Here is a 15,731-nt window from a genome sequence, read left to right on the forward strand (position 1 = left end):
CTCTCCCGGAAAGTCGCCCACCGAGTCAGGGGGCGTGACATGAATGACGTGACAAGTATGGCCCACTACTGACTGACACAGCGGGCTCCCCCTCAGCATGCCGACACTTGATTGCAGTTATGTTTCACCCATGGCGCAAAGGCGGTATCTGGCCGCCATCGTCAGCAATATCAGGGCGAAAAGGCTACCCGGCTGCACGTTCGCGCATGAGCGCGCTAACCGAAACGCCCCGTGATGTAGTCTTCCGTCTGGCGGCGCCGCGGGTTGGTGAACAGCTGATCCGTCGGGGCGAATTCCACCAGGCGGCCCTCATGCAGGAAGGCGGTATCGTCTGAGACCCGCGCGGCCTGCTGCATGTTGTGCGTGACGATGATCAGCGTCAGGCGCGAGCGCAGCGAACGGATCAGCTCCTCGATCTTGAGCGTCGAGATGGGGTCCAGCGCCGAGGCCGGTTCATCCAGCAGCAGCACCTCCGGCTCGACCGCCAGCGTCCGCGCGATCACCAGCCGCTGTTGCTGGCCTCCCGAGAGCCCCAGCGCGCTGTCGTGCAGGCGATCCTTCACTTCTTCCCACAGCGCCGCGGAGCGCAGGCAGGATTCGACCTTGTCATCGAGGTGGCGCTTGTCATTCTCGCCGACCAGCCGCAGCCCGAAGGCCACGTTCTCGTAGACCGACATCGGAAAGGGATTGGGCGTCTGGAAGACCATGCCTATCCGGCGGCGCAGCATCGGCACGTCCACGCCGCGCGCATGAATGTCCTCGCCCTCGAGCAGCACCTTGCCGGAAAGACGTGACTGTTCGTCGAGATCGGTCATGCGATTGAAGGTACGCAACAGACTCGACTTGCCGCAGCCGGAAGGGCCGATGAAGGCCGTCACGCGCTTGCGTGCGATCTGCAGGCTGACATCCTCCAGTGCGCGTCGCGTCTGGTTCTCCTTGCCGACACGTGCCTGATAATCGAGGCTCAGGTGGCGGGTTTCCAGGCAGATGTCCTCAGCCGGCCGCGCAGGCGTCTCCTGAAGAAACAACTGGGGCTTGGGCTGTTCAGAGTCACGCCTCATTCGGTGGCTCCCTTGTAACGTTGTGCCAGCATGTGACGCAGGCGAATGGCACTCAGATTGAGGCATAGAATCACGACCACCAGCACCAGCGCGGTCGCGTAGACCAGCGGCCGACTGCTGAAGGCATCGCTGCTCTGGAAGGCCAGATCATAGACCTGATGCCCCAGATGCATGAATTTGCGGTCCAGATGCAGCCACGGGAAGCTGTCATCCAGCGGCAGGTCCGGGGCCAGCTTGACCACTCCGACCAGCATCAGCGGCGCGACTTCACCCGCCGCACGCGCCACGGCCAGAATCAGCCCCGTCATCAGCGCCGGCGAGGCCGCCGGGATCACCACGCGCTTGAGCGTTTCCAGGCGTGTTGCCCCCAGCGCCAGCGCGCCTTCGCGCAGACGACGCGGCACGCGCGCCAGCCCCTCTTCCGTGGCGACGATCACCACCGGCAAGGTCAGCAGGGCCAGCGTCAGCGAGGCCCACAGAATGCCGCCGGTCCCGAAGGTCGGCGTCGGCAGCCGCTCGGAGTAGAACAGCTCATCGATTCCGGCGCCCAGTCCATAGACGAAGAAACCGAGGCCGAATACGCCGTAGACGATGGAGGGCACCCCGGCCAGGTTGCGCAGCGCGATGCGCGTCAGGCGCGTCAGGCGCCCCTGATGGGCCACCTCGTGCAGATAGAGCGCCGCCATCACGCCGAAGGGCATCACCATGATCGACATCAGCACCACCATCAGCACGGTGCCGAAGATGGCGGGCCAGACGCCACCGAAGCCCTCGGTAGGCGCGCCGGCCACGAAGTCACGGAAACGCTTGAACGTCATCATCAGCCGGCCGCTGAAGCCCATCGCATTGGGCCGCCAGGCATTGCGGATATCATCGAGCGCGATGCGGCCTTCGTAGCCGCCATTGCCGCCCAGCAGCAACTGACCGCCCGCCAGGGCATCCCGCAGGGCACTCAGCTGACCTTCACGCTCGATGAAGGCGCTGCGTACCTCCTCCAACTCCTCCTGCATCTCCAGCTCGAGCTCAGCGTCCTCTTGAGTCTGCGCCGCGTCACCGTCAGCAGTGGCGCTGCGCCGGGATTCGAGCGACTGCTGCAACGCCTGATAGCGACTGCTCAAGACTTCACTGTCCAGGCGTAGCGCCTGCAGCTGACGGCGCTCGCTCTCGATCATCTTCAGGCGGGCAAACAGTGGCTCGGCGTCCTCGGACAAGGGCCGGCCAGGCCCGTCGCCGACATCGGGCGTGTGGTCCATCTCCCCCGTCATCGGGTCACTCAGCGCCCGTGGCATGCCGTAGAGAGTGCGACCGTCGCGCATTTCCAGCATCAGCGCCTGGCTGGGGAAGGTCATCCTGTCGAGCAGCGTCTCCGGCAGCCACTGCCAGCTGGCCGCGGCCCCGTCACGCGAGGATGTCTGCAGCAACCACCATTGCTGGCGAGCGTCATCCCCCTCGCCCGAGGCGACACGGCGCATTTCCTCGTGCATCAGCTCGCCGAGCAGATGGCGATTGTCGGCCGCCGGCTCACCGCGCGTGGTGGTCAGGGCCGTGGGACTCTGGCCCGGCTGTGCCGTCAGCTCCACCTCGACCAGCCGTGAGGGCCAGAAGTGACTGAAGGAGCCCACCACCAGCAGGCTGAGCAGGCCCAGCACCAGCACCAGCGAGACACTGACCGCCATGGCATTCAGCCAGCCCCACGGGCCGCCGTCGCGCCAGTAGCGCTGCAGGCGCCCGACCAGCGGCTCGCGCGGGCGCAACAATGAGGAGCTGGCGCGATTGGTGTCAGGGTGACTCATCCCCAGCTCCCCTGATTGGGCGGCGTGAAGCGCTGTCGCAGCACTTCCGCCAGCGTATTGACCACGAAGGTGAAGACGAACAATGCCAGGGCAGCGAGGAACAGCAAGCGGTAGTGACTGCTGCCGATCTCGGCCTCCGGCAGCTCGATGGCCAGGGTCGCGGCCAGTGAACGCAGGCCCTCGAACAGGCTGGCATCCACCAGCGGCGTATTGCCGGCCACCATCAGCACGATCATCGTCTCACCGACGGCGCGCCCCATGCCGATCATCATCGCCGAGAACAGCCCGACGGCGGCGGCAGGCAGGATGACGCGACGCAGGCTCTGCCATGGCGTCGCGCCAAGTGCCGCGGAGCCTGCGGCCAGACCGCGCGGCACCGACGAGAGGGCATCCTCGCTGAGCGTGAACAGGGTCGGCATCACCGCCAGCCCCAGCGCCATGCCGGTCACCAGGGTATTGCGCTGGGCGTAATCGATGCCGTAGTGGCTGAACAGCCACTGACGGAGGTCGCCGTCGAACCACCACTGCTCGACCTGGCCGGCGATGGTCACATCCAGCCACAGCAGCACGAACAGCAGCGGCAACAGCCCGAAGGCCGCCATGTTTTCCGGCAGCAGATTGCGCCATACGCGCGGCGACAGGGTCCACAGGAAGCCGGCCACCATGGTGCCCAGCGGAATCAGGATCAGCCCCAGCAACACCGCCATCAGCTCACGCTCGATGAAGGGTGCGACCACCAGGGCGGCGATGAAGCCGATCACCACGGTCGGCAGCGCCTCCATCATCTCCAGCAGCGGCTTGATGCGGGAACGCTGGCGCGGCGCCATGAAGCAGGCGACATGGATGGCACAGCCGAGGCCCAACGGCACGGCAAACAGCAGCCCGACCAGCGCCGCCTTGAGCGTGCCCCACATGATGGGCACCAGCGACAGACGGGGTTCGTGGGTGCCGGTGCTCTCCAGCTGCCAGATCCACTCCGGCGCAGCGCGCCCCTCATACCAGACCTTGCCGAAGATGGCGTCGAGCCCGACGGCCTGATGCGGGTCGTGTATCGCAAGCCCCGCATAGGCCTTGCCGAGCGCCCCCAGCGGCGCGTCCTGAGCGGGCAGCCTTGCCTCCCGGGTCGCCGATGCCAGCAAGCGGCGGTCATCATTGTCAAATTCCAGCGCCACGCCTGCCGCGACCCGAGAGGCATCCAGCCAGTCCAGCACCTGACGGCGACGCTCGCTGGTGGCCAGATAGAGGCCAAGGCGGCCGTTGGCGTCCAGCGCGGCAAAGCCGAGGCTGTGATGGGCGGCAGCCATCATAACCACCGGCGCCGACAGGCCACTGTCAAAGACGCCGGCCTTGACCAGCGGCTGCGCATGCGCCGGCAACAGGTAATGGGTCAGGCCACCGGCGGCGTCTCCGACGATCAGGCTTCTGCCGCCACGCAGGACGCTGATCGCGGTGATCGCCGGCGATGACGCGGAGGCAGAAGAGGCCATAGCGTGATGTGCCAGCTTGCGCGCCAGCGGCTTGGTTCCGGTGGAGGCCTCGCTCAGTTGCCACTGGGTGAAGCCATCGCGGTCAGCGGTGACCAGCAGACGCCCCTGCTGCGAAGACAGCCTGGCCGTGCCCGGCAACCACTGCTGCTGCCACTCGGAGTGCGGGGGCTGACTGGCTGCATCGTCATCCAGCGCGCCTGCGGTGACGTGCGACGCAGACAAGGCCAGGCGCGCCAGCCACAGGCCATCGCCCTCCTCGAACGGAATGCGCAGCCACAGCTGGTCACGGCTGAGCACCAGGCTTGCCTGGCGGCGCTCAAGCCCTGCGGGAACCTCGATGGCACTGCCGCGCAGGCGCACGCCAGCGGCGGACTGCTGAACCACCTGCAGGCGATCATCCGCGAGCCAGACACCCGCCAGCGGCGAGATGCGCGAATCCGCCGTCGAATCATCACTGGCCAGCACGGGAGGCAGCCCGTCACGCGCGGCAAGCGGCATGTCAGGCAAGGCGCTCAGCCAGTCAGGATCGGACAGCCAGTCAGGGTCGCTTAGCCAGTCAGGATCGGTCTGCGCGGCAGGCATCTGCTGGTCGCTCGCTTGCTGTTCGAGCGCCTGCTGAGGAAGCGACGTGACGCTGGCTGGCTTGAGCAGCGGCCACGACACGCTGACCAGATAGGCCAGCATCACGACGACGATGACCATCACGCCCAGCCCGGCCGCTGTCAGCCACAGACTGGCAAGACGGTCATGCCGCAGACGACGACGCTGCATTCGGGAGGCATCAACTGCCGACATGAAATATCACCACGAAAGGATGTGCGCCCTGGAGTGTCGACTCCGCAGACGCATGAAGCGGGTATGGCACCGAGATTATGTCCAAGTGATGACAGAGAGATGACAAAGGCGAATCAAAGGGCATCCACATCCTCCAGCCCCAATTGCTGACGCCAGTGCAGCAGCTGCTTTTCCGGCAGTGGCACATAGCCACCGCGCAGGATGGCCTGCTGGCCCTGGCGCGACATGATCAATGACAGGAAGGCCTGCTCCAGCGCCGGGAGCGGCTCGTCAGGCACGCGATTGACGTAGATGTACAGCGCGCGGGTCAGCGGATAACGGCCATCGCGAATGCTGGCCCGGCTCGGGAAGACGGCGTGGCCACCCGCCTCACGGCTGACGGACAGCTGCTTCACCAGCGGCGAAGAGGTGCTGAAGCTGGCATAGCCGATGCCATTGGGTGAGGAGCCCACCGCACCGATGATGGAGGCCGAGCCCGGCTGTTCGCTGACATCGAGGCGGAAGTCACCATCGCACAGCGCGATACGGCGGAAGGCGCCGTAGGTGCCCGAGGTGGCACTGCGCCCGAAGCGCGTGATCTGGCGGTCATTCCACTCATCGCTCAGCCCGAGCTGGCCCCAGCGATTGGCCGCCTGGCCACCACAGTTGTGCGTGGCGGAGAAGATGGCATCCAGCTGCGCGATGCTGATCTCCTCCAGCGGATTGCTGCGATGCACGATGATGCCCATCGCATCCAGCGCCACGGGCACACCCAGCGGCGGATAGCCGAATTCACGCGTGAAGTCCTGACGCTCCTGATCGCTCATCGGACGCGACATCAGGCCGATGCGGGTGGTGCCGGCGATCAATGCCGGCGGCGCCGTCGAGGAGCCCGCGGCCTGCAGCTGCACGCGCACCCCCGGATGATAGCGGCGAAGCTGGGCAGCCCAGCGTGTCACCAGCACCGACAGGGTATCCGAGCCCACCGCCGTCAGGTTGCCCACCACCCCGGACACCGGGCGATATTCGGGCACCTTGTCGGCCAGCGCCGGAGCCGAGAGCGTCGAGAGCCCCAGCAGGCAGGCAAGCGACATCAGCCGCAGCGACGGCAGCCCTGAGCGCAGGCGGGGCGCGCAGGAGGAAGGCACATATGAGGAGGACGCGGATGACCAGCGACGCGACGCGAACACGGCGCGAAAGCCTGAACGAACAAGCGACCCGACGGAAACTGACATGGCGACTTCCCACCAGAGAATGAACAAGATGACGATGCGACACGGAGCTGGCCACGGCTTGCCACGCCCGTGGCGACGGGCACGCGACGGTGCCTCAGGGCGGCCCGTGCAGCATGGCGAAAGACAGCGAGTATCCGTCATTGCTGCGTTGAGTAACGATACTCCATGCTGCAGCGCAAAAAATCTCCTGACAGTCCCTTGTCAGTGAGGACAGTGCTTTGTCCGCCGGAGTAGGATACAGGAGATGATGAAGCCGCTGCGGCTCATCCGCCATGGCCTGCGTCGCGCTGATGCTATCAATGGCACCCGGTGACTTTCTTCGGCAATTGCCGAAGTGCCCTATGCAAGGCAGCGCCCTGCGCCAAAAGACGCACCTTTTCAGACGCAAGGGTGCAGAAATGAAATGACCATTTTATAACAACAAGATAGCGAGTCATGACATGCAAGCTCTGGATGATATCCCGACGCCGAACGGCACACTGACGCTCAAATTGATCGCCCAACGCCAGGACACCAATCTCTATGGCGACATCAGCGGCGGCTGGCTGATGCACCGCATGGACGAGGCCTGCGAGCTGGCCGCCGGGCGCGTCGCCCACGGTCGCACTGCCACCGTGGCCGTCGAAGGCCTCGATTTCCTGTCGCCGGTGCGTATCGGCTCGGTGGTCAATATCTTCACTCAGGTGGCCGAGGTCGGGCGCAGTTCGATCAGGCTCTCCGTCGAGGTCTGGATCCGCCCGCCGCAGGAGCGCAATCAACACGCGCTGACCAAGGTGACCGAAGCCTGCTACGTGATGGTGGCACTCGATGACAATGGCCGCATCCGCGCCGTACCGGAGCAGGCCAGCACCGCCATCATCGAGGAGCAGGACTGATCCTGAGCAGGACTGAGCCAGGCGCCTCGCCTCTCTTCCTGTCAGCCACACGCCAAGAAAAAGCCGCCCTCAGGGGCGGCTTTTTCGTCAACAATCAGTCACGCGCTCAGACAGTCAGACAGTCAGGCAGACAGTGCGGCAGGCAGTCGGAAAGAGGCACGCTCAGGCTTCGCCCAGCACCCGACCACGCGCATCCAGATAGGCCTGCTCACCGATACGCGACCAGGGCGCGACCTGCTGCTGGAAGGCGCGGTAGGACTCATAGACGCGCCTGGCGTCCTCATCCTTGGCGATGAACTCGTCCAGCACCTCGTTGGAGGCATCGAACAGCGCCGCATAGACATCCTGAGGGAATTCACGCAGCTCCACACCGTGTTCCTCGACCAGCGAGGTCAGCGCGGTGGCGTTGCGCAACGCGAATTCATCCACCATGGCGTGATTGGCGATTCTGGCCGCCTGGATCACCACCTGCTGCAGGTCTTCCGGCAATGCCTGCCAGGCCTCGAGATTGACGGTGCCTTCGAGGATCGCGGAAGGCTCGTTCCAGGCCGGCGAGTAGTAATACTTGGCCACCTGATGCAGGCCGAAGGCCAGATCATTGTAGGGGCCGACCCAGTCGGTGGCATCGATCACGCCGGTTTCCATCGCGGTGAATATCTCGCTGCCCGGCAGATTGACCGCGCTGGCGCCGATGCGATTCATCACTTCGCCCGCCAGCCCCGGCAGGCGGATCTTCAGGCCCTTCATGTCCTCGAGACTGTTCACTTCCTTGTTGAACCAGCCGGCCATCTGGGTGCCGGTGTTGCCCACCGCCAGCGGCTTGAGGTTGTGGCGCGAGTAGATCTCGTCCCACAGCTTCATGCCATCGCCGTGATACAGCCAGGCGTTGGTCTCGGTGGTGTTCATGCCGAAGGGCACGGCGGTGAAGAACTGGGCCGCGGGCACCTTGCCCTTCCAGTAGTAGGAGGCCGAGTGGCCCATCTGGGCGGTACCGGAGGACACGGCATCGAAGACTTCCAGCGCCGGTACCATCTCGCCGGCGCCATAGACCTTGACCTGCAGGCGACCACCGGAGAGCTGACCGATCAGGCTGGCGAATTCATTGGCACCGGTGCCCAGTGCCGGGAAGTTCTTCGGCCAGGAGGTGACCATCTTCCAGTGGATGGTCTCGCCCTCGGCGGCATTGGCGGTGGACACGAAAGGCGCGGCGGCGAGGCCGGCAGCACCGGCCCCCAGAGCAGAGAGAAAACGGCGGCGTTGCATGGGACTTTCCTTGTTCGAGTTGTGGGCAATGCATGACGCGGCATCAAGACAGCATGTCTGCCACTATGCCGCGACCCATGGATGGCCCACAACTGCACCAAGGCCGTAATGGCGAACGAATACCGCGCCCCCTGCCCCGCGCTACACCTCTTGCCAGCGCCTGCTGTCAGCGCCTCATGGCTGCGTCTGCCATCAATGCAGGATCAGCTCAGCACTTCCAGCTTGGCAAAGCCCAGCACCAGCCACTTGTCGCCTTCGCCCTCGAAGCTGATCTGCACGCGCGCGCGCTCGCCCTGGCCTTCGGCATTGATGACCACGCCTTCCCCGAACAGCGGATGGCGCACCAGGCTACCGAGCGAGAGTGCCGGCATGTCGCCATTGGCCTCGACACTCTCCTGACGCGGACCGGAAGGACGGCGATTCGGCGTGGCGCGCTGGGTCGAGACCGGACGCGAGACCTGGCCACGCAGACGCACCTCTTCCATCAGCTCTTCCGGCAATTCACGCAGGAAGCGCGACGGCCGCTGGAAGGTCTCCTTGCCGTGCATGCGACGCAGCTCGGCGTAGGTCAGGTAGAGGCGCTGCATGGCGCGGGTGACACCGACGTAGCACAGGCGACGCTCTTCCTCGAGACGCCCCGGCTCTTCCAGCGACATCTTGTGCGGGAACAACCCCTCCTCGACCCCGGCGACGAATACCACCGGGAATTCGAGCCCCTTGGCAGAGTGCAGCGTCATCATCTGCACGCATTCCTCGCCTTCGGCGGCTTCGTGATCGCCGGCATCCAGCGCGGCTTCGGCGAGGAAAGGCTCCAGCGCCTCGGCCCCTTCGCTGGGGGCTTCCGGGTCCATGCGCTCGCCTTGACTGAAGGCGCGGCAGGCGTTGACCAGCTCCGAGAGGTTCTCGAGGCGCGCCTGGCCCTTCTCGCCCTTCTCCGCGGCGTGATGCTCACGCAGGCCGGAGACGTGGATGACGTGCTCGACCAGCTCATGCAGCGCCATGCCGGCGGTGTCGTTGTCGAGGCCATCGATGATGTCGGCGAAGGCTCGCACGGCGGTGGCGGCGCGTCCCTTGAGGGCGCCATCGGAGACCGCATCGCTCATCGCCTGCCACATGGTCAGGTTGCCGTAGCGTGCGCGCTCGCGCAGCTGCTCGACGGTGCGCATGCCGATGCCACGCGCCGGCACGTTGATCACGCGCTCCAGGGCGGCATCGTCCTCGCGGTTGTTCATCAGACGCAGATAGGCGAGCGCGTTCTTGATCTCGAGACGCTCGTAGAAGCGCTGGCCGCCATAGATGCGATACGGCATGCCCTGGCGGATCAGCGTCTCCTCCAGCACGCGTGACTGGGCGTTGGAGCGATACAGGATCGCGATCTCGTCGCGGCTGTAGCCATGCTCATTGACCAGTTCACGGATGGTATCGGCGATGTAGCGCGACTCATCGATGTCATTGAAGCCGGCATAGACACGAATGCGCTCGCCGCGACCGCTGTCGGTCCACAGCTCCTTGCCCATGCGCCCGCCGTTGTGGCTGATCAGGGCGTTGGCGGCCTCCAGAATGGCGCTGGAGGAGCGATAGTTCTGCTCCAGACGCACCACGCGGGTGTTGGCGAATTCCTCGGTGAAGCGCTGGATGTTCTCGACCCGCGCGCCACGCCAGCCGTAGATGGACTGGTCATCATCGCCGACCACGGTCATGCACTCGCGATCACCGGCCAACAGCTTCAGCCAGGCGTACTGCAGGGTGTTGGTATCCTGGAACTCGTCGACCAGCAGGTGGGCGAAGCGCTCGCGGTAATGCGCCAGCAGATGCGGCGTATCGCGCAGCAGCTCCAGCGAGCGCAGCAGCAGCTCACCGAAATCGACCAGGCCGCCGCGTTCACAGGCGAGCTGATAGAGCTCATACATCTCGACCATCTTGCCCATGTAGGCATCGCCGTGGGTCTGCACCTGATGGGCGCGCAGACCTTCCTCCTTGCAGCCGGCGATGAAGTACTGGACCTGCTTGGGCGGCCAGCGCTCGTCATCGACGTTGTGCTCCTTGAGCAGCCGCTTGACCATGCGCAGCTGGTCATCGCTGTCGATGATCTGGAAGTGCTCGGGCAGGCGCGCCTCCTGCCAGTGGGTGCGCAGCAGACGGTGACTGATGGAGTGGAAGGTGCCGACCCACATGTGGCGCAGGCTGCTGCCATTGAGCGCCTCGAGACGCGTGCGCATCTCTCGCGAGGCCTTGTTGGTGAAGGTCACCGACAGGATGGCGTAGGGCGAGAACTGGTATTGGTCCATCAACCAGGCGATGCGGTGAACCAGCACGCGGGTCTTGCCGGAACCGGCCCCCGCCAGTACCAGCATGTTGCCCGGCGGCGCGGACACGGCCTCACGCTGATGCGTGTTGAGGTGATCGAGGAGGGGCGATTCGGACATGCAGGGCTCACCACAGGGCAGAGGAGTCGAGGAGCGGAGCAGCGTGAGATTCGCTGCCCCTGTTCAGGCATCCACCTTATCACAGCGGCCTGCCCTGCTCTTCCCCGCGCCGGCCTTCCTTGCACATACGTGCCTTGCACTTGCCTTCAAGACAGATGACGCCCGGGCGGTGCTCAGTGGGTATCGAAGTCGTGGTCGTCGATGCGCAGGGTGGCGAGGCTCTTCTTGACCGCCTCCAGCTGCTCCTTGAGCTTGGGTCCGCGCGCCTTGGCGACCCCGACCGCCAGCGTATCGACGATCACCAGGTGCGCGATACGCGAGCTCATCGGGGTGTAGATCTCGGTGTCTTCGTGCACATCGATGTGCAGCGGCAGCGTGACTTCATCCGCCAGTGGCGAGCCACTCGGGCACAGCCCGATGACGGTCGCACCGGCGTCCCGCGCCAGACGCACGCTGGCGATCAGCGCCTTGGTGCGGCCGGTCTGGGAGATGGCCACCACCACGTCGCGCGGCCCCAGCGTCACCGCTGACATGTTCTGCATGTGCGGGTCGGTGTAGGCGGCGGTGGAGATCTGCAGGCGGAAGAACTTGTGCTGGGCATCGTGAGCCACGGCGCCCGAGGCACCATAGCCGTAGAACTCGACCCGGCTGGCGGAGGCCAGCGAGTGGATGGCGCGCGCGACGGCTTCGGCATCCAGACGGTCACGCACCGACAGCAGGGTGCCGATGGTGGAATCGAACAGCGAGTGCGAGAACTCGGCCACGCTGTCGGAGTCATTCATGGAGAACTGGGCGAACTGGGTGCCGGTGGCGAGGCGTTGCGCCAGCTGCAGCTTGAAATCCTGGAAGCCGGCAAAGCCCATTGCCCGACAGAAACGCACGACCGTCGGCTCACTGACCGATGACTCGCTGGCCAGATCGACGATCCGCATGTGAATCACTTCCTCCGGATGGCGAAGGACATAGCGTGCGACCTTTTGTTCAGAGCGGCGGAAATTCTCCATCCGGCTCCTCAGGTCGTCGAAGATGGCATGGCTCACGGCACACTCCTTGCAGACTTCATGGGCATGCCTGAGCTTACGTCATCCCCCCAGGGGTGTCGCCTGCACAGGCAGGCGATAGTCACAATTTTGTCAAGTGAGCTATAGTAAAACGGTGTGGCGCCAGTGAAAGCCCACATCCTTTGGATGCCATGGAGGTCGAATCATGCGTAATTCAGAGCAGGTAGATACGCTCAAGAAAGAGCTTCTCGATATTTTCATGACTCTCGGTGCCGACGAACATCAGGCCCGCAAGAAACAAAGCGCAGTCCGCCATCTCCGCGCCCGTCGTGGAATAGAATTGCACAACGAAATCAAGCGCCTAAGCGAGGATTTAAGCGACATCGAAGTGCTGGAAATGGATACTGAAAGCGATATCGACACCCACTGATTCCAGGCGGGGAGGCGATACGCTCCCCGCCGATCAGTGATGTTTTCACGCTCTGATCCGCCAGGGTTCGGGCTCCATGCGACACCCTCCACCATCTCTTTCGAGCATGGTCGTACCCCCCTCTCGCGCAATTTCAGCATCATCACCCCTGACTGAAGTGTCTTCTGCGCTGTCATGCCCGATGCCCTGCTCATCAATCCCGAAATATTCGTTTTTTCTCACCTCATTTTCCGCCCCACCGCTCTTCTTCTGTTTGTCACATTTCTCCTCTATCGCGTGCCGCCATCGCTTGTAACGCACCATTTCAGTGCACATACGCCGCCATGCGCCTCTCAATACCTGAAACCAGGCTCACGCCTGCTGGCGACTTTTCCTCTCAGGAAGGATGAATCTTCTACGTCAAACGCATGACAGACGACGGCCACGCAGCGCAGCGCTACCCAGCCATGACACCTGCCAGGCAAGCACGCGACCGGGTTGAGATTCTCCAGGCTCAGAAACAGGAAAGGCCCGCCGGATGGCGGGCCTTTCCTGTTTCTGCCATGACAGGCCTGAGACATGTCATGGCAAGTGTTTCACGAGATCTCTCGAGATCTCTCGAGACCTACAGGCTGGACGCGAACACCACGACCACACCGATCGGGGCGATATAGCGCGCCACGAAGCTCCACAGCGAGAAGGCCGAGTCGCTCATGTTGAGCTGGCTGCGCACCTCGTCACGGCCCATGAACCAGCCGACGAAGACGATGGTCGCCAGACCGGTCAGCGGCAGCATCAGCTTGCTGGTCGCGTAGTCGAGCAGGTCGAAGATGGTCATGCCTTCGAACTTGGCGAACATGCCCAGCGGCGCCACGTCACTCCACAGGTTGAAGGACAGGATGGTGGCGATGCCCAGCAGCCAGGTGGCGATACCCGCGACCCAGGCCGAGCCGACGCGAGACATCGGCGTCTTCTCTTCCAGCCATTCGACGATGGGCTCCAGCAGCGAGATGCCTGAGGTCCAGGCCGCGAATACCAGCAGCACGAAGAACACCACGCCGAAGACTTCACCGCCCGGCATGTGGCCGAAGGCCAGCGGCAGGGTCTGGAAGATCAGGCCCGGGCCCGCGGCGGCGTCAAGGCCGTTGGAGAACACCACCGGGAAGATGGCCAGACCGGCCAGCAAGGCGATGACGGTATCCAGCACCACCACGACCAGCGCGGTACGCCCGATATTGACGTCATCGGACAGGTAGGAGCCGTAGGCCATCATGATGCCCATGCCCAGTGACAGGGTGAAGAAGGCATGCCCCATGGCCGCCAGCACGCCATCCTTGTCGAGCTTGGAGAAGTCCGGCGTCAGCAGCCAGGCGGCGGCATCAGCGAAGCCATCGGTGGTGGCGGCGTAGCCGACCAGCACGATCAACATCACCGCCAGCAGCGGCATCAGGATCTTGGCGGCACGCTCCAGGCCACCGGCGACCCCGCCGGCCACGACCAGGATCACCATCAGCATGAAGGCACTGTGCCAGGCCAGCAGTGTGGTCGGGTCCCCCAGCAGACCGCCGAACAGGCTACCGGCCGTGTCAGAGGTCAGGGTTTCGAAACTGCCACTGGCCGCGTCGGCGATGAAGGCCAGCGCCCAGCCGCCGATGACGCTGTAGAAGGACAGGATCAGGTAGGCGCCGAGCACGCCGGCCACCCCGATCAAGACCCAGGCGGGACTGCGTTTGAGCCGGGCACTGATGTGGCTCATGGTCGAGATGGGGTTCTTCTGCCCCAGACGACCCAGCAGCCATTCCGACATCAGGATCGGCAGACCGATCAGCAGGATGCAGATCAGATAGACGAGGACGAAGGCACCGCCGCCGCTCTCACCTGTCATGTAGGGGAATTTCCAGATATTGCCCAGACCGACGGATGAACCGACGGCAGCCAGGGTAAAGGCCAGGCGAGAAGACCACTGTGCGTGGGAATGCGGTTTGGATGACATGTGAATCCCTGATTCGTCGCGAGGGTGCCAGTCGCTGGTAGCGACTTCGGGCACCTTGTTGTGCTTGTTGCATCATGCTGCCAATGCGGACGGATCATCCGTGGCCAACACGATGGCGTCGCAGGATCACTGCTGTAGTGCTCCCGGCATTCACGCTGACCGGGTAGGTCGTGGGGAATGACAGGCAAGTGCCGATAGGCACGCTGAAACGGGCAGACTGCCCATCTCCGGTAAATATCGCCGCGGTAACGGCAACATGTGGCTAAAGCTACTCGATTGAGGGGCCATCTGCCAGCAAGCCACCATCAGACCATGGCCTCACAGGAGAAACCTCACGGCCAGGTGGAGCGTCAGAACAGGCTGCCCTGCCCCTCTCCCGGAAAGGCCCCGATCAAGGGGCGGTCCAGTTTCGCCAGCACCTGATTGGCCAACAGGCGTGCCAGCGCGGGCGCTGCCTTGTTGTCCGGTGTATGCACAAAGAGAAACGGGCTTTTCCCCTGACTTATCCACAAGAAAAGTCGCTCTACCCAAGGAGCGAACAGTGCCCGGTTGGTGGCTTCATCGTAATGACCGATGAAACGCACCACGGGATGTTGTCCGCTGGAGAACACATGCAATGGGCGGTGAGGCTTTTCCGAGCGCGCCACCGCAAGGCCCGGATGTGCGGTGGTAGGGCCACTGAAGAGTGGACGCACATCCAGCATCACGCGATCGACTGCGTGAGTTATCAACAAGCGATTCAACTGTCGTTCCGCCTCGCCCTTGGCGAAGAATACCGGGTCGCGGGGCTCCACCGACCAGGCGAGCCCTGCTCCCTTCACCGACTGCAGGAATTGCTCGAGGCGTGGCAGGACTTCCGCCCCGAGGTCACGCGGCAGTTGAATCATGAGCGGACCGAGGCGGTCCTTTATCGGCGCCAGGCAATCGAGAAACGCCGCCAGCTCGTGCTCGATACCCTGCAGGCGCCATTCATGAGTCAGTCGGCCCGGCAACTTGAAGCAGAAGCGAAAATTGGCCGGCGCCTGACGTGCCCAGCTGGCGATGGCAGCAGGCGTGGGTTGGGCATAGAAGCTGGTATTGCCCTCGACGCTATCGAAGACCCGGGCGTAATCCGCCAGATGTTCCCGCGGGCCGCTGCCCGGCAACAGGCTGCCGCGCCAGTCGTCATTGGCCCACATCGCGAGCCCGAGATGAAGATGCCCCGCCGAGTGCGAGGCATCCGACGGTGCGGAGGCTGCATGAAAATGGTGCATGAAGAGGCCAGAACTAGAGGAATATAAGGGTCAAATAGCCAACAAGCCGAAGAATATCGTCTGCCAGAGCGACGTAAGCACAATAAAAACTGTCATCACGGCGTGCTATGGTCCGCATCCTGCATGACACGTCAGCAGGCGGTCCACCCACCGCCCTGACT

Annotated in this window: 11 protein-coding genes; 2 read left to right on the forward strand and 9 right to left on the reverse strand. The window is 64.0% G+C overall.

Going from position 1 to position 15,731, the window contains the following annotated elements:
* Nucleotides 1–215 precede the first annotated feature (215 nt).
* From pstB to U0O11_RS17330, 4 genes are all read right to left on the reverse strand, one after another.
* Nucleotides 216–1,061 (reverse strand): phosphate ABC transporter ATP-binding protein PstB, encoded by an 846-nt coding sequence (gene pstB / locus U0O11_RS17315; protein ID WP_084589238.1) that lies wholly within the window; start codon nt 1,059–1,061, stop codon nt 216–218.
* Nucleotides 1,058–2,854: a phosphate ABC transporter permease PstA gene (gene pstA / locus U0O11_RS17320; protein WP_324690902.1), complete on the reverse strand. Its 1,797-nt coding sequence runs from the start codon at nt 2,852–2,854 to the stop codon at nt 1,058–1,060. Before pstA ends, pstB begins: the two co-directional genes overlap by 4 nt.
* Nucleotides 2,851–5,136 (reverse strand): ABC transporter permease subunit, encoded by a 2,286-nt coding sequence (locus U0O11_RS17325; RefSeq protein WP_324690904.1) that lies wholly within the window; start codon nt 5,134–5,136, stop codon nt 2,851–2,853. The genes pstA and U0O11_RS17325 overlap by 4 nt, the downstream gene beginning before the upstream one ends.
* A 113-nt stretch (nt 5,137–5,249) precedes the next feature.
* Entirely contained in the window at nt 5,250–6,350 is a 1,101-nt protein-coding gene (locus U0O11_RS17330; protein WP_324690906.1) for a PstS family phosphate ABC transporter substrate-binding protein, read from the reverse strand.
* A gap of 440 nt (nt 6,351–6,790) precedes the next feature.
* Here U0O11_RS17330 and U0O11_RS17335 point away from each other — a divergent pair, with 440 nt between their 5' ends.
* Nucleotides 6,791–7,225: an acyl-CoA thioesterase gene (locus U0O11_RS17335; RefSeq protein ID WP_043331734.1), complete on the forward strand. Its 435-nt coding sequence runs from the start codon at nt 6,791–6,793 to the stop codon at nt 7,223–7,225.
* A gap of 162 nt (nt 7,226–7,387) precedes the next feature.
* Here the strand turns inward: U0O11_RS17335 and U0O11_RS17340 are convergent, their stop codons facing one another.
* The 3 genes from U0O11_RS17340 to hexR form a co-directional block, all read right to left on the reverse strand.
* A complete protein-coding gene (locus U0O11_RS17340) occupies nt 7,388–8,488 on the reverse strand; it encodes a TRAP transporter substrate-binding protein (RefSeq protein WP_043331733.1) in 1,101 nt (366 codons plus the stop codon).
* 203 nt (nt 8,489–8,691) lie between these two features.
* Nucleotides 8,692–10,914 carry a DNA helicase II gene (gene uvrD / locus U0O11_RS17345; protein ID WP_043331731.1) on the reverse strand — a complete coding sequence of 741 codons (2,223 nt, stop codon included), beginning with the start codon at nt 10,912–10,914 and terminating at the stop codon, nt 8,692–8,694.
* 173 nt (nt 10,915–11,087) lie between these two features.
* Nucleotides 11,088–11,954, reverse strand: a complete 867-nt coding sequence (hexR, locus tag U0O11_RS17350) for a transcriptional regulator HexR (RefSeq protein WP_043331730.1) — start codon at nt 11,952–11,954, stop codon at nt 11,088–11,090.
* A gap of 166 nt (nt 11,955–12,120) precedes the next feature.
* Here hexR and U0O11_RS17355 point away from each other — a divergent pair, with 166 nt between their 5' ends.
* Nucleotides 12,121–12,345: a PA3496 family putative envelope integrity protein gene (locus U0O11_RS17355; protein ID WP_043331728.1), complete on the forward strand. Its 225-nt coding sequence runs from the start codon at nt 12,121–12,123 to the stop codon at nt 12,343–12,345.
* A 604-nt stretch (nt 12,346–12,949) separates the two neighbouring features.
* On the opposite strand, the gene U0O11_RS17360 is transcribed toward U0O11_RS17355, so the two are convergent.
* Together U0O11_RS17360 and U0O11_RS17365 are read right to left on the reverse strand one after the other, a co-directional pair.
* Entirely contained in the window at nt 12,950–14,317 is a 1,368-nt protein-coding gene (locus U0O11_RS17360) for a sodium-dependent transporter (RefSeq protein WP_043331727.1), read from the reverse strand.
* Nucleotides 14,318–14,667: 350 nt separating this feature from the next.
* Nucleotides 14,668–15,570, reverse strand: a complete 903-nt coding sequence (locus U0O11_RS17365; RefSeq protein WP_324690911.1) for a DUF72 domain-containing protein — start codon at nt 15,568–15,570, stop codon at nt 14,668–14,670.
* Nucleotides 15,571–15,731: the final 161 nt, after the last annotated feature.

Source organism: Cobetia sp. D5 (genome assembly GCF_035666195.1).
GTDB lineage: Bacteria > Pseudomonadota > Gammaproteobacteria > Pseudomonadales > Halomonadaceae > Cobetia > Cobetia amphilecti.